The organism is Shewanella sp. SR43-4 (genome assembly GCF_014163845.1).
GTDB lineage: Bacteria > Pseudomonadota > Gammaproteobacteria > Enterobacterales > Shewanellaceae > Shewanella > Shewanella vesiculosa.
Genome location: NZ_JACJEB010000015.1, coordinates 1 through 20,663, shown reverse-complemented (window position 1 = coordinate 20,663; position 20,663 = coordinate 1). Strand labels below are relative to the sequence as shown.

The 20,663-nt window shown below is 41.9% G+C and carries 14 protein-coding genes; 5 read left to right on the top strand and 9 right to left on the bottom strand.

The window, feature by feature from the left end; genetic code table 11:
- Nucleotides 1–87: 87 nt before the first annotated feature.
- Genes H5123_RS15820 through H5123_RS15810 form a run of 3 tightly spaced genes read left to right on the top strand, consistent with a single transcriptional unit; the run spans nt 88 to nt 4,538 of the window.
- Nucleotides 88–792 (top strand): ABC transporter ATP-binding protein, encoded by a 705-nt coding sequence (locus tag H5123_RS15820; RefSeq protein ID WP_124017326.1) that lies wholly within the window; start codon nt 88–90, stop codon nt 790–792.
- A gap of 3 nt (nt 793–795) precedes the next feature.
- A complete protein-coding gene (locus tag H5123_RS15815) occupies nt 796–3,375 on the top strand; it encodes an ABC transporter permease (protein ID WP_182698592.1) in 2,580 nt (859 codons plus the stop codon).
- On the top strand, nt 3,372–4,538 hold the full coding sequence (locus H5123_RS15810) for a lipocalin-like domain-containing protein (protein WP_404948321.1): 1,167 nt from the start codon (nt 3,372–3,374) through the stop codon (nt 4,536–4,538). Before H5123_RS15815 ends, H5123_RS15810 begins: the two co-directional genes overlap by 4 nt.
- 199 nt (nt 4,539–4,737) lie before the next feature.
- Here H5123_RS15810 and H5123_RS15805 read toward each other — a convergent pair whose 3' ends face one another.
- Nucleotides 4,738–4,893, bottom strand: a complete 156-nt coding sequence (locus tag H5123_RS15805; protein WP_165870140.1) for a hypothetical protein — start codon at nt 4,891–4,893, stop codon at nt 4,738–4,740.
- Nucleotides 4,894–4,987: 94 nt separating this feature from the next.
- On the opposite strand from H5123_RS15805, the gene H5123_RS15800 reads away from it, so the two are divergent.
- Nucleotides 4,988–5,872, top strand: a complete 885-nt coding sequence (locus H5123_RS15800; protein ID WP_182698591.1) for a LysR family transcriptional regulator — start codon at nt 4,988–4,990, stop codon at nt 5,870–5,872.
- Between the two features lie 105 nt (nt 5,873–5,977).
- Here the strand turns inward: H5123_RS15800 and fusA are convergent, their stop codons facing one another.
- From fusA to H5123_RS15785, 3 genes are all read right to left on the bottom strand, one after another.
- Entirely contained in the window at nt 5,978–8,071 is a 2,094-nt protein-coding gene (gene fusA / locus H5123_RS15795; protein WP_124017323.1) for an elongation factor G, read from the bottom strand.
- 392 nt (nt 8,072–8,463) lie between these two features.
- The gene (locus tag H5123_RS15790; RefSeq protein ID WP_259395680.1) at nt 8,464–9,915 is read right to left on the bottom strand and encodes a diguanylate cyclase domain-containing protein; all 1,452 of its coding nucleotides are present in this window, start codon (nt 9,913–9,915) and stop codon (nt 8,464–8,466) included.
- 157 nt (nt 9,916–10,072) lie between these two features.
- A complete protein-coding gene (locus tag H5123_RS15785; protein WP_124017321.1) occupies nt 10,073–14,626 on the bottom strand; it encodes a biotin carboxylase N-terminal domain-containing protein in 4,554 nt (1,517 codons plus the stop codon).
- A gap of 129 nt (nt 14,627–14,755) precedes the next feature.
- Between H5123_RS15785 and H5123_RS15780 the strand changes: the two genes are divergently transcribed.
- Nucleotides 14,756–15,667: a LysR family transcriptional regulator gene (locus H5123_RS15780; RefSeq protein ID WP_124017320.1), complete on the top strand. Its 912-nt coding sequence runs from the start codon at nt 14,756–14,758 to the stop codon at nt 15,665–15,667.
- A 166-nt stretch (nt 15,668–15,833) separates the two neighbouring features.
- Here H5123_RS15780 and H5123_RS15775 read toward each other — a convergent pair whose 3' ends face one another.
- The 5 genes from H5123_RS15775 to H5123_RS15755 are packed head-to-tail and all read right to left on the bottom strand — an operon-like array spanning nt 15,834 to nt 20,413.
- Nucleotides 15,834–17,162: a DUF3187 family protein gene (locus tag H5123_RS15775; RefSeq protein ID WP_220487666.1), complete on the bottom strand. Its 1,329-nt coding sequence runs from the start codon at nt 17,160–17,162 to the stop codon at nt 15,834–15,836.
- A gap of 29 nt (nt 17,163–17,191) precedes the next feature.
- Nucleotides 17,192–17,905 carry a hypothetical protein gene (locus tag H5123_RS15770; protein ID WP_182698589.1) on the bottom strand — a complete coding sequence of 238 codons (714 nt, stop codon included), beginning with the start codon at nt 17,903–17,905 and terminating at the stop codon, nt 17,192–17,194.
- Nucleotides 17,906–17,915: 10 nt separating this feature from the next.
- Nucleotides 17,916–18,614, bottom strand: a complete 699-nt coding sequence (locus H5123_RS15765; RefSeq protein ID WP_182698588.1) for a C39 family peptidase — start codon at nt 18,612–18,614, stop codon at nt 17,916–17,918.
- Nucleotides 18,615–18,669: 55 nt separating this feature from the next.
- The gene (locus H5123_RS15760; RefSeq protein ID WP_182698587.1) at nt 18,670–19,770 is read right to left on the bottom strand and encodes a hypothetical protein; all 1,101 of its coding nucleotides are present in this window, start codon (nt 19,768–19,770) and stop codon (nt 18,670–18,672) included.
- 25 nt (nt 19,771–19,795) lie between these two features.
- Nucleotides 19,796–20,413: a hypothetical protein gene (locus H5123_RS15755; RefSeq protein WP_182698586.1), complete on the bottom strand. Its 618-nt coding sequence runs from the start codon at nt 20,411–20,413 to the stop codon at nt 19,796–19,798.
- Nucleotides 20,414–20,663: the final 250 nt, after the last annotated feature.

The window sequence follows — 20,663 nt, the reverse complement described above, 5'->3', positions numbered from 1 at the left end:
ATAAACAGATTTTATCGCGTATATTGGTCATCATATGACACAGTCAATGCATTACGTTTATCAAAGCTAATTCGTTATGGAGCAATTATGACAAGCATCGTTACCTTAGAAAATATTAGTAAAGGGTTTCGCGATGGCGAGTCATTTCATCCCGTATTGCAGCAAGTGAGCCTGACACTGCAACAAGGTCAAACAATTGCACTAACAGGCCCTAGTGGTAGCGGCAAAAGTACTTTACTGAACATCATTGGTGGCTTTGAAACTATCGACAATGGCGACATGTTAATTCGTCAAGGCGATAACATGCTCTCAGTAACACAATGGCAAGATAAGCAATGGAGCCAGTATCGACGTCGGTCGCTTGGAGTGATATTTCAACATTTTAACTTACTGACACCATTAAATGTCCGTGACAATATTCAATTCTCACTGGCGCTCAACCAATTAACTTGGAGCCCTTGGTGTGATGAGTTATGCCATCAACTCGGCTTAACCCCATTACTGGAGCGTAATATTGAAAATCTCTCTGGTGGGCAACAACAACGGGTCGCCATTGCGAGAGCATTAGCTCACAAACCACAATTGATTTTAGCTGATGAGCCGACAGGTAACCTAGATCAACACGCTGGAATGCAGGTAATGCAACTACTCACTGAATTAGCTCAACAAGCAAACTGCTGCATTTTGATGGTTACCCACAGCGAGGAGTGTGCAGCGTTTATGCAACACCGTTGGCACGTTGAAAATCAGCAAATAGTAGTTAACCCTACAAATAAAAAGCTGCAGGGATAGACAATGATGACCGACTCCTCATCAATTAGTCGCTTAAGATTATGTTTGCGCTTATTTGTTAGTCATTATCGTCATGCGCCACTGCAAGCAAGTGCCATTTTACTGGGCATTATGCTGGCAGTGACTTTGCTTATTGGGGTTTATGCCACCAATGAAAATGCTAAACAAAGCTACGGCAATGTCTCCGAGCTACTCAGCCAACAAGCACGCTTATCCATTAGCCACCGTACAGAAAGCAGCATTGATGAGTCGGTATACTTTGCATTGGCTAATGGCGGATTCAACACCATCGCGAGTATTGAAGGTATAGCAACAGATGAACAAGGCCGGCTTTGGCGCGTCAACAGTAGCGATATTATTGCGGCAATCAGCAGCCGCAAACAGCAAAATACAGACTCTCACTCCTCTGCCGCGATAACGTCAACCAATATTCCCCTTGCCGAGTTGCTCAGCGGCCAAGCCAAGGTATTAATGTCGCTAAGCCAGCGTGATCGCCTTGACAATCTCAGCCGCACAACTGACCGCTTAGTACTGAATAAGGTCCCTGTTGAGATCATCGCCATTGATGATAACTGGGGACTTGGAACCGCTATTCTTGCCGATATATCTTTAGCCCAACCGTTACTGAATATGCAAGGAAAGCTCAGTTATATTGCGGTATTTGACTCAAAGCCAGCAGCCCCTAATGCAACAGCGCCTGAGTCAGATGAGCAACTCATCGCTCGGTTAACCGACACCCTAACTCAAGCAGGTATTGACACCAGTAAGCTAACTTTCACCACTCGAACCAGTGAAGGTGAATCGCTTACCGCCCTCACGGCGAGCTTTCACCTTAATCTTGATGCCATGAGCATGCTAGCATTTGTGGTCGGATTATTTATTGCTTACAACGGCGTGCGCTACAGTTTAATGAAGCGTCAAAAACTGCTGGTGCAAATCATGCAGCAAGGTATAGATAGGCGTACTGTGATGTTTGCCTTAAGCCTTGAAATAATATGTTTAGTGTTTGTCGGCTGTATATTAGGCTTTATTGGTGGCTTACAGTTGTCGCAGTGGTTGCAACCTATGGTTGCGATAACGCTTGAACAGCTTTATGGCGCAAAGTTATTACCCGGAATTTGGCAATGGCAATGGTTTGTACAAGCATTGATACTAACCTTGTCTGCGGCATTTGCAGCCTGTATCCCAATGCTAATTAGCCTTATCAAAACACCACTAGCCCAAGGGGCCCAAAAACAGCCACAAAACCAACAATTCAATATTATTCATTGGCGCCAATTTGTCATCGCAGTGTTGCTGTTACTCATTTGTACTGTCGGATTTGCCTTTACCGAGCAGTATCGCCATAGCTTGGTATTATTGGGTATTATCTCAGTAGCTATTCCATTGCTATTACCACAATGCCTGCATTGGGCGGTTAACTTACTCAGCCCATTTATGCCTAAAGGACTTTGGCAATATGTGATTGCAGAAACCAAAGAGATAATTGCCCCGCTTGCCTTGGCCATGATGGCTATGTTGTTAGCACTATGCGCCAACATTGCCATGAACACTTTAGTCGGTAGCTTTGAAATCACCCTAAAAAAATGGCTCGATGCCCGCTTACATGCCGACTTATACATAAGACCAAACCCAAATCAGATAGATGCTTTAATCTTATTATTAAATAACGATCCCAAAGTTGAAGCCATTTATGATCAATGGACTATCGATAGCAATCTTAATCGGATTGAAACACCACAAACACAAGTGCCTATCGATCTAGTCAGTCGCGATCATCTGTCGTTGACAGAAACAACCGTGTTTAAAATCACTGCGGATGACTTTTGGCCTGAGTTCACCAAAGGCCATTATGTGATGATCAGTGAACCCTTATCGATAAAATATCAACTCGATATCGGCGATAAAATTCAGTTATCACAACTTAATCAGCACACATTAACCGTTGGTGGAATTTATTACGATTATGGTAATCCTCAAGGCGAAGCGATTATTACCCAGTCTTTATGGCAACAATCTCAATTACCAGCTAAACCGATTAGCCTAGCAGTATCGTACCAAGGCGATATTACTCCACTACAAGATAGCATTAGCCAGAAAATCAATCTGTCTTCCGCTTATATGTACAGCCAGCAGCGGATAAAAACCGAAGCAATTACCATATTCAATAAAACATTCTCTATTACTGTGGTACTGAATAGTTTGACCTTACTGGTGGCGGCTATCGGCTTATTCAGTGCCTGCATGATGCTAACACAAGCAAGGCAAGCCCCCTTAGCACGCTTGTATGCCCTAGGTGTTAGCCGCAATCAATTACGTATAATGGTATTAGTGCAAATGTTATTCATTGTGCTATTGACCTGCTTGGTTGCATTACCCACTGGCGCATTACTGGGTTATTTGTTAATTCACAAGGTGACCTTGCAAGCATTTGGCTGGAGTATTGCTATGGTATGGGATTGGGCGGCTTATTTTCAAGTGGTGGTCATTGCGATAGTGAGTTGTTTATTCGCCGTATGTTTACCCTTGTATTGGCAGACTCGAAGACCACTCATATCGAGCCTACAACAGGAAGCATTATGATCTCTTTCATATCAACTATAGTGCCCAAAGCAGCCTTTAAAATGCCACAGAGTAAGGCTATATTAACGTTTTTTGTAATCGGCCTAGCGTTAACGGCTTGTTCACCAGCACAAGACACCGCAGTAAAAGAGTCAACCATTAGCAGCATGTCATCAACATCTGCTGAAGGGTATAGCGACGTTGTTCAAGGTAAAGTATTACAATTTCCACAAGACCATTTAGCTCACAATGACTTTAAAATTGAGTGGTGGTATTTAACCGCTAACCTCACTACCACAACCGGTGAAGACATTGGCGTACAGTGGACTCAATTTCGCATCGGCCTGAGACCACAGACAAGTACGATTACACTTAAAGAAAATGACTGGATAACTAATCAGCTTTACATGGCCCATGCCGCAGTGACCACCAAAAGTGAACACTTAATCGCCGAAAAATGGTCTCGCGGCCATCCTCAACTTGCAGGTGTGGAGCCACAACCATTTGAGGTTCATTTGCAAAACTGGCAATGGTTAAGTCAATCAGAACAACTATTGCCAGCTACATTAACCGTCGCAGGTGAGCAATTTAAGTATCAATTACAACTCAGTAGTCAACAACCGCTGCAATTACAAGGTGAGCAAGGTTATAGCAGTAAAAGCGCCGATAAAAGTGTGGCATCTTACTACTATAGTCAGCCTTTTATTGACGTCACTGGAGAGATAACCCGCCATGGAGTGACTGAGCAAGTAACTGGTAAAGCCTGGCTTGATCGAGAGTGGAGTTCGCAATTTCTAACTAAGGCTCAGCAAGGTTGGGACTGGTTTTCACTGCGTTTAGATGATGACTCAACGCTAATGATGTTTAGGCTTCGCGGGCAAGATGATACGGATCACTTCTACAGTGGCAGAAGAATGTTTGCCGATGGCAGTGGGCGTAATATCAACAGCCAAGATAATCCCGGTGACATCTCAATGGAGCCAACGCAGTGGCAACAAACTGCATTAGGCAAACACCCTATTGCTTGGCATCTTCGGATTGACAGTGAGGGCATTGATGTCACCACTGACGCATTAAATCCTAACAGTGACATGCTGGTATCAACCTCATATTGGGAAGGACCCATCACCATTAGCGGCAGTCACAAGGGTAAAGGCTATATGGAGTTGACCGGCTATCGCTAATACTGTGAGCATTTATAGCAAAAATAATGTCACTACTATCTGCATAAGTTGTATATCAGTTATCTTGCCATTTGGTTAGCTGCATGGGTCATAAAACCGTAACTGACAATATTGACTAACAATATAGAGCTAGTTAAAACAGTAATATTCACATCTGATAGAGTAATACTCTAATCCCTGGTTAAAAAATAAACCCAGCTTAAGCTGGGATTATTGGTTGAGATCTTTGCTGAACAACTTGCTCGTTGTTTACGGCTGTTGCTTTTGATGTCTTCGATGATTCAATCTCATCATGCTCTACTGGCATCGCTGCTTGCCATAATGCGCTAACCCATAAACTTGAAGTAGATTTCATTGTTATTCCTCCGTTTTTGCTAAGGAGTTCAAAGTAATCCTTTAAGGTTCATAGGTAAAATGAATAATTACCATGAAGTGGATTCCATTTAAGCATGAACATCCCAATCAAGAGCTTACAGATTTTTCTCACCATAGTTGAAACTGAAAACTTTACCCGTGCGGCACAAAAGTGCTTTATGACCCAACCGACACTGACCAAAACCATTCAACGTTTAGAGGAAAATATTGGTGAGCAGTTGCTTATAAGAAATAATCAAACAGTAGAATTAACCCAAGCAGGACAATTGTTTGAACAAAGTGCGCGGGAGATTTTAGGTCACTGGCATCGACTTCAAGAAGGGATTAGCAACCTTAGCGGCTTAAAGTCTGGACGATTACGACTTGGAGTCTGCCCGATGATGAGCAGTTTAATCACGCCTTTGTTGACCGAGTATCGACAAAAATACCCCGGAATCGAATTACAAATGAACGAGTATGGCGGATTTGGTTGTGAGCAAGCACTGCTGAACAACAGTCTAGATATTGCCTTCACGGCGCTGCCTACAACGCATAAGATAGAGTTAGCGAACCAAGCGCTAACTAAATACCCTTTACTTGCCTGCTTACCAGAAGGGCATCCTCTGGATAGCAAAGCGGAAATACGCTGGCAAGACTTTGAATCTTACCCCTTCATTCTTTACAACGAAGATTTTTCATTAGCCAAGTTAATTAATCGTTTAAGCCGTAAAGTTGGTGTACAACTTAATATTGCTTTTAGAACGGGTCAGTGGGATTTTTTAGCGGCAATGGTTGAAGCTAACTTGGGCGTCGCAATTTTACCCGAACCCATTTGCCAACGGCTAACCAGTAGCAAACTGATATTTAAACCAATGCAACCTGCCATGACCTGGGATTTAGCCTTGATATGGCGAGAGAACCTGCCATTAACTCCGCCGGCTCAAGCACTCTTAACCCTCAGTAGAGATGGCCATCAATAATGTGGTAAATGCTGTCAGGGTTTTTATGTGCTGTTAACAGCATAAAACAAGCATAAAAAAACCGCTGCCTAGGCAACGGTTTTTATGGGCAAATCGAAACTAGAATTACTTCTTAGCTTCAGCAGCCTTACGCTCTTTAACTTGAGCAACAACTTTCTCAGAAACACTGTTTGGACACGGGCTGTAATGAGCAAATTCCATAGAGAATTGACCACGGCCTGAAGTCATTGTACGTAGTGAACCGATATAACCGAACATTTCTGATAACGGTACTTCAGCTTTAATACGAACACCTGTAACACCAGCGTTTTGATCTTTGATCATACCGCGACGACGGTTAAGGTCACCAATTACGTCACCAACGTTGTCATCTGGGCTGAATACGTCAACGTTCATGATAGGCTCAAGAAGTTGTGCACCGGCTTTAGGCATAGATTGACGGAATGCGCCTTTAGCAGCGATTTCGAACGCGATAGCTGACGAGTCAACTGCGTGGAAAGCACCGTCTTGAAGCACAAGTTCAACGTCTAACACAGGGAAACCTGCGATAGTACCTGTGTTCATCATGCTCTTGAAACCTTTCTCAACAGCAGGCCAGAATTCTTTAGGTACGTTACCACCAACCACTTTAGAAGTGAAAGTGAAACCAGTGTTTTGCTCGCCAGGGCGAATAGTGTAATCAATTTTACCAAACTGACCAGAACCACCAGACTGTTTCTTGTGCGTGTAGCTATCTTCAATTTCTTTAGTGATAGTTTCACGGTAAGCAACTTGAGGCTCGCCTACAATTAGGTCAACGCCGTAAGTACGCTTAAGAATATCAACCTTAATGTCTAAGTGAAGTTCACCCATACCTTTAAGGATGGTTTCACCAGAATCAATGTCAGTCTCTACACGGAAAGATGGATCTTCTGCAATCATTTTACCGATAGCGATACCCATTTTCTCGCTGCCGCCTTTATCTTTTGGCGTTACAGAGATAGAGATAACTGGCTCAGGGAATACCATGGCTTCTAGTGTACAAGGGTGCTTAGGATCACATAAAGTGTGACCAGTTTGCACGTTCTTCATACCAACGATAGCGATAATATCACCGGCTTGGGCTGATTCAATTTCGATACGTTCGTTAGCATACATTTCAACCATGCGGCCAACACGCTCAGATTTACCAGTGAATGAGTTAAGGATGGTGTCACCCTTTTTCAAACGGCCAGAATAAACACGTACGAATGTTAATGCACCAAAACGGTCATCCATAATCTTGAACGCTAATGCTTTAAACGGAGCATCAACATCAACGATTGCGAATTCGCCATTTTCGTTACCTTCTTCGTCAGTTAGCGGTTGTGGATCAACTTCAACTGGATCTGGTAAGAAATCAACAACGGCATCAAGTAATAACTGCATACCTTTGTTTTTGAATGCGCTACCACAATATGTTGGGAACACAGCCATTGTACGAGTACCCGCACGGATACAACGCTTAACGTCTTCTATAGATGGTTGAACACCTTCCATATAAGCTTCTAGTAGGTCATCGTCTTGCTCAAGAGCAGTTTCGATTAGCATTTCACGGTATTCTTCAACTAAGTCAACCATGTCAGCTGGCACATCAGTAATTTCGAAGTTTTCTGGTAAACCAGAATCATCCCAAATGTGCGCTTTACGAGTTAGTAGGTCAACAACACCACAGAATTCGTCTTCAATACCGATTGGTAAAACCATTACCAATGGGTTAGCTGCTAAAACGTCTTTAGTTTGCTTAACAACACGTAAGAAGTCAGCACCCATACGGTCTAACTTGTTTACGAAGATGATACGCGCAACTTCAGAATCGTTAGCATAACGCCAGTTTGTTTCTGACTGAGGCTCTACACCGCCTGAACCACAGAATACACCGATACCGCCGTCAAGTACTTTAAGCGAACGATATACTTCAACAGTGAAGTCAACGTGGCCTGGAGTATCAATAACGTTGAAACGGTGATCATTCCAGAAACAGCTTACTGCTGCTGACTGAATGGTAATACCGCGCTCAGCTTCCTGTTCCATGAAGTCAGTGGTTGATTCACCATCATGTACTTCACCGATCTTGTGGATCTTACCGGTTAGCTTAAGGATACGCTCGGTGGTCGTGGTTTTACCCGCGTCAACGTGAGCGAAGATACCAATGTTTCTGTATTTGGATAATTCGGTCATGATTCAACTTTAATGATTAGTTTAAGAAGTAGACGGAGCATGCGAAAAAAAACCGACACACCGCACATCAGGTTATTAAGGCGCATATTGTAAATTGGAACCTTGCTGGGCGCAAATAGCTGTTGCAATATTTATTTACTTTTAGCAAAAAAAACCGCATTAAAAGCCATTAATACCATATAAAACAAAAGACTAAAAAATAATAGTTTATTTTTTAGTCTTTAGGCTTATTTCACCTTAAAATGTTAAATTTTAGCTTAAATGGGTAAATTAGCCTTTTTAGCCCCCAATAATGTCGCTATTGAACATTGTGCCATATCGAGCAAGCATTTATTAATCTACATAATGAATTGGTTTAGAGGCGTAAACATCAATCAAGATGAGGTTTTTATCTACGCACTACAATATTGATTACGTCCTGACTGTTTAGCTTTGAACAACGCAGCATCGGCACGTTCAAAGCACGCCTCTATGGGTTCACCCTCACCCAGCAGAGCAATCCCGTAGCTGCAAGTCACTTTGATATCGTTGTAAAAATGAAAATGAGTGAGTTCATCGGTAATTCTTTGGCATAGCTCTTGGGCATTGATCAACTGCACATGCTGGCAAACGATGACAAACTCTTCACCGCCCCATCTGGCGACAACGTCACGCTCTCTCACTGAAGTTTGCAGCACTTGGGCAACCTGGACCAATATTTTGTCACCAATAGCGTGTCCATGCTTGTCGTTTATTGCTTTGAAAAAGTCGATATCTATAATGATTAAGCCAATATTATTATGGTGATTTTGCTCAGTAGGAGCTTGTCTAGTATCGAGAAATGTTTGGTTGAAGTATTGACGATTATACAATTTTGTTAGTGGATCGTGTTGAGCCAAAAAGTCTAAATCACTATTTTTTTGCTCAAGTTGTAATTGTAATTGCTGTAACTGTTTATTGTTTGCCTCTAAATGAACATTGTACTTACCGATTGATATTGTGCGGTACAGGAGAAATAAAATAAATGTCCCTAATGCCGTTAGCACAGGGATCACTAGGCTATAATCAATGTCTTCGATCACGGTAATATTGTGCCATTTCTTATAAATTGCAATATGATCGGCTTGGGTGATTTTTGCCAATCCTGCATTAATCTGTGGCAATAAATCTTGCTTTGCGTGAATAACCCCCATGCGTAATTCATCTTCAGGCCCTCCCCAACCCGCTATTTTAAGCGAGGTTAAACCCTGTTGTTGAATATATGCATTAACAGAAAACATTGATCCAACAAATACATCAGCCTCACCATTCGCGACTTTTTCCAACCCTTGGCGCTCACTATTAGTCAATATAGTATTGATATTGGGGTAATACTGTTGGATGTACTCGACTAAGCGATAATCTTTGGGGATGGCCAATAAGCGGTCGCCTATATTTTCAAAACCTTGTAGAAAGGGTTGCGACTTCAACGACACCAGTACATTTGGCGATTTAAAAAAGACCTCACTAAAGTAGAGATATTGGTCGCGCTTTGGCGTTTGATTTAAAATAGGGGTTAACTCACATCGACCTTGTTTGAGTAATTCTAAACTCTGCCTCCAAGAGGCTGTCGGGACTAACATAAAAGTTAAACCGGTATACTTTGTTAATAAGGCTAAATAGTCAGAGGAAACACCAGTATGACGACCATCGACGATAGCTTCGTAAGGTAACCAATCGGGATCAACACAATAGCGGACGATATTACGGCTTTGTGAGTCGATTAAAGGCTGCACTTCGAGCACAGAAGCGCTGGCATGCTTAGTGTTGAACAGATTAATCAATATCAACAGCATGACCAATAACACGCTAGATATTTCAGGCAAACTCAACCTTCTCAATAGTATGCTCCACCCATTATGACTCAAGAAAATGGTCGAAAAAGAAGTGTATACGCTATTGAGTGTATGACAACATACCCAAATATGACAAAAAAATACCCGCCAAATGGCGGGTATTTCATTTACTGATCAATTATAGGTATTAAGCTTCGACTGGTGATATCACAAATAGTAAGTCGCCTTGTGAAACTTGCTGGCCATTGCTATTGAGAATACGTTCAATGCGATACTGTTGGTCTTCAGGATATAACACACCCGTTTGACGATTAAAGCCCGCTAACGTCAGTTGCGAGAACATCTTCATTGCTTCCATCAATGCCAATGTCTGTTCAACAGTAACAATGTCACCTTCTTTTACAAAGTCAGCTTCACCCGGTGCTGGAGAGGTATAGAAAATACCAGCCCCCTGAGCCATAACCTTCAGCTCGTTACTTTCACCAACACGTAATGATTCAGTATCAACCTCAATCGCTTCTGCTGCCGCTTCCATTTCTGCAATCAGTGCAGGTATATCTAACTCAGCCATTAAACGTGGCAAGTAGTTAGTGTCATATACCCCTTCGTTGAAGGTTGGATCTTTAAGGATAAGCTTTAACAATGGAATGTTAGTCGCAATACCTTTAATCACTACGCTATCGAGGTACGCATACATTTTAGATACAACGTCGGCACGGTCAGTACCACGTATAATGATCTGGGCGATCAAACTATCATAGTATGGCGATACTTCTTTGCCAGCAGCGGCAATCGAAATAATTTCAACATCATCACGCTGAGGCAATACACATTCAGTGATTTTACCTGGATTCGGAATAAGCTGCAGAATACCATGGCTATCAAGCGCTGCTTTTTCCGCCGTTACGCGCACTTCCATGGCGTAACCTTGGTCAACAGGCTCAAGCTTCTCAATTGATCGGCCAGCAGCAATATCAAACTGCGCGCTAACAATATCGATACCTGATGTTGCTTCTGTCACCGGATGCTCAACTTGCAGACGTGTATTCATTTCCATGAAGTACACTTCGTTAGCATCTAGGTTATAGATAAACTCAACAGTCCCTGCACCCATATAATCGGTTACTTCGCCTAACGCACGTGTATATTCCATCACACGTTGCTTCAGCTCTTCAGGCAACATAGTTGAACCTGATTCTTCGATTACTTTTTGGTTATTGCGCTGTACTGAACAGTCACGAATACCCAATACTTTGGTATTACCAAACTTGTCACGCAGTAACTGCACTTCAATATGACGTAATGAGGTAACGTATTTTTCTAAATACAAATCACCATTGCCAAATGCAGCAGCAGCTTCGGTGGCGGTTTTTTGGAACAAACCAATCATGTCTTCAGGACGTTTCACAACCTGAATACCTTTACCACCACCACCTTGTACCGCTTTTAGCAGCACAGGATAACCAATCTCAGATGCTACGTTTACGGCTTGCTCTGCGTTAGTCAAAATACCATGACTACCAGGCACAACTGGCACATTTTGCGATTGAGAAGTATGGATAGCATTAGACTTGTTACCCATTGTGGTCATTGAATGCACACTAGGACCAACAAAGTTAACCCCATTGTTGACACACAATGCTGCAAACTGCGGACTTTCTGATAAGAAACCGATACCAGGATGTAACGCGTCAACATTTTCATATTCAGCGACTTTCAAGACTGAGTAGGCATTAAGGTAACTTTCATCTGAAGTATTACCACCAATACATACAAGCTTATCTGTATCTTTCAGCATATCTGCTGGAACAGATGTCATGTCAGGATCTGAAGCCACCAACACCACATTAATATTGTTGTCGTGAGCTTTACGGATCAATTTAACAGCCGTACAACCACGAGCATGTACCAACACTTTATGAATAGGCTTCATCAGTGCACGAGGATCATTTTGGACAATGACGTCCTCTAACTCAATCACTTCAGGCACTAGCGTCGACAATGCTTTACTGATCACGTCTTCGATCTTCATTGTCGGTAATGGCATGAGTGGATCGATACCCGACAACTGAGTGTCTAAGGTGTCACTAAATGGATTATGAACTAATCCGGTCATGGCACCTGGCACTTTAGACAAATAGTTAGACAGTGTTGCTGTTGATGGTAAGTACGCAGGTACCACCATTTGGCCAGCAAACGGCATGTTGGTGCCAGATAAATAGTAAGTCTGTACTAACGGATGAGTCACGAAACTGGCTTGAGCACCACCCGTACAATCACCAAAACCAAACATTAATACCGGTAATTCGTTATCACGAATAAAGCGTGTAATACGGTCATTCACAACCGCCATTGAAAACAATGCCGCCGCGCCTTCTTTGGTTTGCATGCCACCAGAACTGATGAAACAAATAACCGGAAGTTTGCGCTTAGCACATTCGATGAGTAGCGAACTGAATTTTTCAGCACTGGCCATATCAAATGCACCGGCTTGGAATGCGGTATTTGAAACCGCAACACCAACACGTAACTTACTGCCGTTATTATTAAAATCAGCTAGACCAGTAATTAAACCGCAAGGACGGATCTTTTTATCAATAGCGTCTTCAATCGATAAACGGAAACCTGGGAAGTTAAGCATGTTAGCTGACATTTTGTCGGCATCAATTTCATCAAACTTATTAAAGAATTGTTTGATGATATTTTCCCATGCCATCTTGCCTTGTTTTTTCTCTTCACGAAGCACTTTTAGGATCAGTAAGTCTTGGTAACCCATGGTTAAGCGGTTCCAGAAATCCTTACGACGGCCAATACGCACAGGGTTAATGGTGCCGGTATATTTGTCATGATCGTCTTCACTGTCGAAATATTCAGGCAATAAACGTTCGAAGAAGTACGTCAAAATAACAAATAAAGAATCGTTTAACTGAGGGAAACCGACACTCTTCCATTGCTCTACACGCGTTAACAATTCTGCACGATTCGATTGATCCATGAAGTATTTTAACCACTTATAGAACTTACTCTTGTCGTTAGCTTTGTCACTTGTCGATAATGCGTTATCAATAGATTTGTGCAGTAACTTATCCACCGACTCGCGAGATAAGCTTTTTGACATCATGGCTTCTTTCGAAATTGACGCCAAGCTACCTACAACATTGTCATATAACGCATTAAAAATAAGCACGTTATGACACTGCCAAATAAAGTCTGCGCGTAATTCGTCATTAACTACGATATCCAACACAGTAAGTTGGCTAAGCTCAGGCCACGGCGCTTGTGTTGTAGACTTAGGCAATGACTCTAAATGTTTAATTAAGCCATTGAAGTTGTTAGCAGCATTACTTTTCCAACGATGGTATAACGACCAACCAATGTTAAATAATAACGCTTTACGCGCTTTTTTATAGTTCTCTTTTGGTTCACCCAAAATAAAACGAGTAATGACGTTACGCTCGGCAGAAATATCTTTACGTTTAGCGCTAAAGGTACCCCAAAGCTTATTCAGTTCTTCATCATAAACTAACTTATCTGGGTTGGTTAACCACGCTTGGAACACGCGTTCCTGCTCTTGCTTAATGCGCGCTAACAAGTCACCTTCTGGCACGCTCACTTTTGATAAGCGACCATACTGCTCTTGTGAGATTGAATGAATACGGCTACGCAAGGTCAAATAACGTAAATAACGATATGCACTACCAAAAATATTGTGGTACATGGTCGGGTTATTGGCGACAGACAAGCGAGTATTATTTTCAAGCGTCAGTAAATTAGCCGACGGCGCTAAAAAACGCTGCAAACTACGATCGTAATGATCTTTCAAATCGGTAGATTCACGCACAAAATTCATTGCTGCACGTTCAACTGCTTCAATAGCACTGATAATCGCACGACGGAAATTATGCTGACGCTCATCTTTATCTGATGGAGTGAAATCGATAATGCCGTCAATACAGCCTGCGGTATATAACTCTTCTGGAGAAACGCCAACAGACTTAGCACATTCCTGCCATGACAAGTTGTACTTACGCGCAATGCTTTGCAAACCTTGTGGCTGGATAGTGTTAAAAATGCCGTCTCGTACAGACAATAAAATATTAGCTGCCGCTAATGGAATAGCACCACCTGAGTAACCTGCACCAATCACAATACCGACTGTCGGCACATCAACATTGGCACTTTCAGCAATCGCTTTAGAAATGGTATGCGCTTGGTTTTGACTATTGGCAATTTCGCCAGCATCAGCACCAGGAGTATCAATAAGATATACAATAGGCATAGACAATTCGGCGAAATGGCGAATCGCTTTACAGGCTGCAAGATGATGCTCTGGCATCCATGCGCCATTGGCGGTAGTTCGTTCCTGCGCGATAAAACCAATACGGCGAGTACGGGTGCCAAAGTTAAGTTCCACTTCAGCACGATAAAACGGTCCGATGTGACTTTCGGCAATAATCTTGCCTTTCAAGTCAGCGATCATACGCTTCGCACCTGGGCGGGTTTTATCCAAGGTTGGTTGGATAACTTTATTGACGTAACCGTCAACGTCTAGAGATGCCAAACTTTTCAAGTTTGATTGAATCGCATCTTCTGTTAATAGCCCTTTCACTTCTTCAGATAAACTCTGCTTGTTATGAGCAGGAAATAATGAAAAGTCTTTAGCCAAGTGTTCAGCTTGTAAAAAAAGTGGGTCAGCCGATAGTGCTTGAGTCTTGTTAGCGGGCTGCTTTTTGCTGGTCATCCTTAGATCCTCTGCTTATATAGCCTCTGAAAATTTTTTTTAGCTTGTAAATATAACTTTGTTAATAGGTAAATTACCATATAAACTAGCTTGGACGCTTTGTTCCATAAATGAGACAGTGAGGTTTGAATGCCCGATTTGAACGGTATGATGCTGTTTGCAGCCGTTGTTAGAGCAAAAGGATTCTCTCAGGCAGCACGAGAGATCGGACAACCTAAATCAACCATTAGTCGTAAAGTTGCCCAATTAGAAGAACAACTCGGAGTGCGGTTACTGCAACGAGACACCCGAAATTTAAGCCTGACTCAAGTTGGAGCATTATTTTTTCAGCACTGTGATTCTATTAGTCATGAAATTGAAGCGGCTAAAGCAACAATAGAAAACACCCATAATGATATTTCGGGAGCATTACGCATCGCCATTCCGGTGTCATTTTCACAAGATGTCATTGGTCATTTATGCTCAAGTTTTATGCGACTTTATCCTAATATAGAACTGGATATTCAATTCACCGACAACGATGTTGGCCTAGTCGGTGAAGGTTACGATATCGCCATAAAATATGGGCCGCTGCAGTCATCAGATCTTGTGGCCAGGTTATTATTTGAACGCCAGCCTATTTTGGTCGCAAGTCCGGGTTACATTAAAAAATTCAGTAGCCCTGCCACGCCACAAGAATTAACTCAGCACAATGGTATTTTACTCGGCACCACCTTGTCGGCACCGATTTGGGCTTTAGGAAAAGGCAGCCGTAAGATAATGGCGACCTTTAAACGTAAAGTGCGAGTGAACAGCGCCAGCATGGTAAAACGTTTAGCGTTAGATGATTATGGTATTGCTATGCTGTCGAACACGAGTTGTAAACAAGAGCTTGCAACCGGAAGCTTAGTGCCAATTTTACAAGAATGGCCAATGGAACCCTTTAAAGTCTATGGGGTCTATTCAAGTCGCCGTCAGCTAGCCAGTAACATTAGTGCTTTTTTAGACTTCTTCACCAAACGATATACCAGCCAAGAATCATTACATTCAATGATGAGTTAAAGTTATATATTTAAAAATATGTCGCCAGCAACTCTTGATTATTATTGATATAATTTAACCTCAACACCAGTGCGATTAACTGAATAAATAACCTCAAATGGCCTAAACTAGCCGTTTGAGGTTATCTCGTTTTAGAGACGCATAATGCGAAACTTTGTGACTAACACTAAAATCGATAAGGGAATCGCAAACTAATTTGATAGTCTGGTGAGTCTTCTGTTAATCCGCTACCAATTGATGTCACCATCGACAAATTAGGTGATAAGGCTAACGTAGCCCCAATGCCCAAGCTTGCAGTATTGGTGTCAGTACGAGGTATTTTCTCCCATTCTCCACCTTCTGGTCTTTGTTTTGTTTTACTGTAGAAGCGCTGATTAAAGCTCATACTCAAACTCATGCGTTCAGAAACAGCAAAAGCCAATCCCACGCTATAATCCAGATAATTACCTAAATCAATTTCACCAGGGCTTAATCCTGGCGAACCAGATAGGTCATCAAACGCCTCTGTAAAGCTAACACCGTAATTTAAATTGAAAAATACAATCGCTGGATCAAAGGTTTTTGCTAAACTAAACCCTGTAGATGCTCCCCAAACACCAGAGCCCGTTGCCATTTCAGTCGGATACGTCAAATTACCGGTATCAGATGTTTCGAGTGGGATCCCAAAAGGATCTTTTCCCGTTGGCGCGCGAACTCTGACATTCCACACCCAGTCAGGCCAATCAACTGATTCTGCATTTATTCGGTAATAAACCGCGCCACTGACATCACCAATTTGACCACCACTAATGTCGGCAGTTTCATATCGTTGACTAGAGTTGCCTTCACCCACCGAATCATACTGAGTCCAACGATACAGATACGGCAAACTGAGCTCGAATTGCCAGTTGTCATTTAGCGTATAGCGAGTGGTGAGATCCAATCGTGTTGTATTAGTGCGAATACGGTCTAGGTTTAAGTTACCCAAAAAAATAGCATCAAGGGCTAAAAAACCTCTAAGAATAAGATCTTTTCGACTGTAGTAACTATAGGTAAATGAGGGCTCTACGGTAAATTTCCGAGAAAAGACATTATGTGCTTCTTGCAATACATCGTCAGTACTTCTTGCTCTGTCTGGCGCTTTTTTTCGCTCTGCAGCGTCACTGGCGATTGCAGCTTGCTGGCTTGATTGAGCTTTTTGTCGCTCGACTGATGGTGGTGAAGATGACGGTGTTGATGCAGAGACTGGTTGCTGTGTTGAGGTAACATCTTTCGTGCTGGCTTGTCTATTTAAAGCCTCTTGTTTGAGCACCTGTTGAGCCATCTGATTAATGGTCTGTTGTTGTAATTTAATTTGTTGATTCAACTGAATCAGTTTTTGTTTAAGTACTGCAATATCTTGTTCAGATAAGGTTGATTCTAAGGCTGGTTGAGGATCTGTATCTGCAGAATACGCAGGTACTGCCAATATTCCTGGCAGTATCACTGCAACAGCTGAGGTCCATTTATTATTCATAAATACATCCTTGGCTTGTACAAAATGAATTAAAATCCTAGTGTGGTTAAATCACTGATTTGCCTACCAAGTATATTTGACTCAATTGGTCCAACAGGCATACCCTCATATCTTAGTGTAGACTGGTTTATTACTCCATGACTAAGCCCATCAATAAAAATGCTCTGAACTAACTGTCCATTGCCATTTTGATAGCTAATTCCTTGACTTGCTCTGCCCGAAGCCAGTTCGACCTGATAGCCAACTGTGTTACCATTAGCTGAAAACGTGGTATTGCCATTGTTGCTTACAAGCGTTGTACCGACGGTAACATTAATTCCTTGCACTAGCGGTGTTAATCGCCCCTGAGCCATATCCAATTCATTTATCGCTAAATTTTCACTCCCAGCGATTTGAATTCGTTGTTGTAATCCTGCTGTTTGCCCTAAAGCATCCAACTGAAACCCATTATTACTACTAATGGCATTAGGATCACTGATCGTAATATTAACAGAAGGCTGATTGTTGACTTGAGTAAACTCAATTTGCATTCCCACTTGCTGTTGGACGCCATTATCTTGAATAAACTGTGTTTGCATCTGCAAGCCAAAGTAATAATCCTGTCCGTTATTAGTGTATTTACCTTTCATTGATTCCAATTCAAAGTCTGTCAGAACTTGGCTGTGCTGAAATACCGTCAATGAAGGCGAGCTGGCCATCACAGGTGCTGCGATAGCCAGTAATAGCATCATGCTTAGTTTCATATCTTCCTCCTTAAAGCATATCTGAATATGAAAAACCAAATTCAAGTAACTCAGCATCCGTCATAGGTGAGAGCGGATCGAGTGTCTTAAACGTTAGTTTTGCTCTTGGATGCAGTAATGGATTATCGCGTCGATAATCTTGCCCAATAACCACAAATACAACCCCATTCCACTTTTGAGTAAATTCAGCCATTGTCATAATCCGATTACCTAATGCTGGATCGCCTAAATAGACGTTTCCACCATCCTGGCGACGAAACACCACAAAATGGCTATAACCACCATCATTGAGTAACACAATGGCAGGTATTTTGAGCAAGGATATTTCAGCTTCACCGATTTTATATCCCCGCCCTCTTAATTCTTGAGATTGCAGATACCGTTTCATATTAAGCAGTGAAAATCCTTGCTCTTGAACCAGAGTCAAATCAGCATGCTCTAACATGCCAATCAACACTTTTTGTTCACTAATATCTTGACGGTCATAAGCATATTTCAACAGACTAGCTAAACTAGCCGCACCGCACGAAAAGTCGGTTTTTTGCTCTATAACATGTTCAAATTTTCGCTCACGTATACTCTGAATAGATTTTGTATAAGTTCCCATGCCAGGCACAACACCCGTTAATGGGATCTCGGCGGCATAATTGTAGTGAGTAAAGCTGAAAATGATCAATACAGAGATAATCAATTGGCTAATGTTGCGCATAAGATGAATCAGGGGGGCTTACCCCCCTGCCTTATTCATAATGATCAATTTAGTTTTATTCACCAGAGATAATTTCTGCTGCTCCGGTAATACTGGTCAAGGCTAAATTGTTTGACTGTAAGTTACCTGTGCCACTTGCCAAGTTAACCCCAATATTACCCGAGGCATTTTGGAAGGCTGTTCCAGCTAATAATGAAGAGTTATTAGACTTCTGCAGTACAGTTTGCACGAAGAAAGGTAATTGACCACTCACAGTACCATTAAGCGCTAAATCACCTTCTTCATCAAAGGTCATCACTTCGGCACCAGTTGGATTCTCAGTATCAAAGTCAATGTGTCCCACAACGGTTCCAGGTGGGACATCGTGAGAACCATTACCTTCAAGAATAACTTCTGGATAGTAAGCATCATTAAGTGCTGATGTACCTTCATATCCGCCATTGGCGTTTAACGCTAGATTAACATCAACATATTCAACGTTATCCTGAACAACCCCAATATTCATCGTGCCGTTATGTCCAGTATTTTGCACATTAGACACGCTTGCTTCACCTAGACGACCATTGTATGAAGACGCGGCCATATTATTCGCCTGAATATTATTGTTACCAGCAGCAACGTTGACACCAATATTACCCGTGGCATTCATGAATGACGCGCCATTAATGGTTGATGTGTTAGTTGATGCTTCATTCCACACACCATTGAAGCCACCCACCTGAGTACTAAAGATTTCAGCATCACCAGAACCAAAAGCAAAACCGGCATCAATAGAGGCTAACGCAGCAGAATTACTTTGAGCATTAAAATCACCTGCTGCTTGGTTAACACCAATGTTACCACTGGCATTTTCAAATGCACTGCCGGATATCTTAGCGTCATTATCGTGATAGTAATTTTCAACCATATTCGCGCTAGTTTCCTGCACGTTTTCAACTACAGCCATGCCTAATCCATTAGCAGTTATAGTGCCTTCAATGGCCACTTTACCTTTATATTCAAGGTCTTTAGATACATCTACTTTTTTAGTTAATTCAACACTACTGTCTGAATCATTCATTCCATTTCCATTTCCTGGTCCATTTCCTGGTCCATTTGCATATGCAGAACTACTCATTATTGCTGCAATACTTAGCACTAGAGTGAGTTTTTTCATCTTCCATTCCTCCGATCGATGATTATTAATTCCCGCTTGGTAACTGCAACGAGAACTGGTTAATGGCAACATTATTGTCACCAGAAATCTGATTTACCTGCATCACGCCCTGCGCATCCAAAAAACTGTCTGGCGCGATGTCGGCTTGATAGTATGATAATTGATAAGATGACGGTGCCATTTGGCTCGTCACTTGAGTTAACGCTTCATCATTCAATCCCTGACCCACTATGGTTGCTAGGCTCGAATCGATGGCAATGCTGCCGATGTTAGCTTGTATGTTTTGCTCACCGCTGACTTGATTAATACTTGCTAAGCCTTGAAACTGAGCGAAAGCTTGGCTGTCTATTCTTGCAGTAAGTTGTTTATTGGATTCTGATAATGATGTTGGTTGGGGTAATAAACTGTAATTAATCGTTTGGATCGATGTACGCTGGCCTAATGCATGACTGTTAGACTGAATATTAAAATCGCCAGCCGCTTGATTGATACTTGCTCGACCAGCACCTTGCATCACATGCGAACCAATAACACTGGAATCATCAGCGTAAGAGGGGGCAACCAGCAATAATACACTGAGCTGTATTCCTCGTATTAATGACAATTGCAATATGTCGTAATGTGATTTGCTAATGATATCCATAAGATGTTCCTTCCATACCTGATATAAGGATATAGCAACCCTTATGCCAAATTTGAAAGTTAATAATTTTCAAATAGATAGTGTTTTTTTAATGCAGAGATATTCTTAAAGTTAAGAATGAAAATAGCTAGGTTATTGATATAAGAATTAATTATATTTTTAGACTTAATCTTAATGTTAAGACTCGATAAGCAAACTATATGGATGGCTAAATTAAACCAAATTAAACCAAATTAAACCAAATTAAACC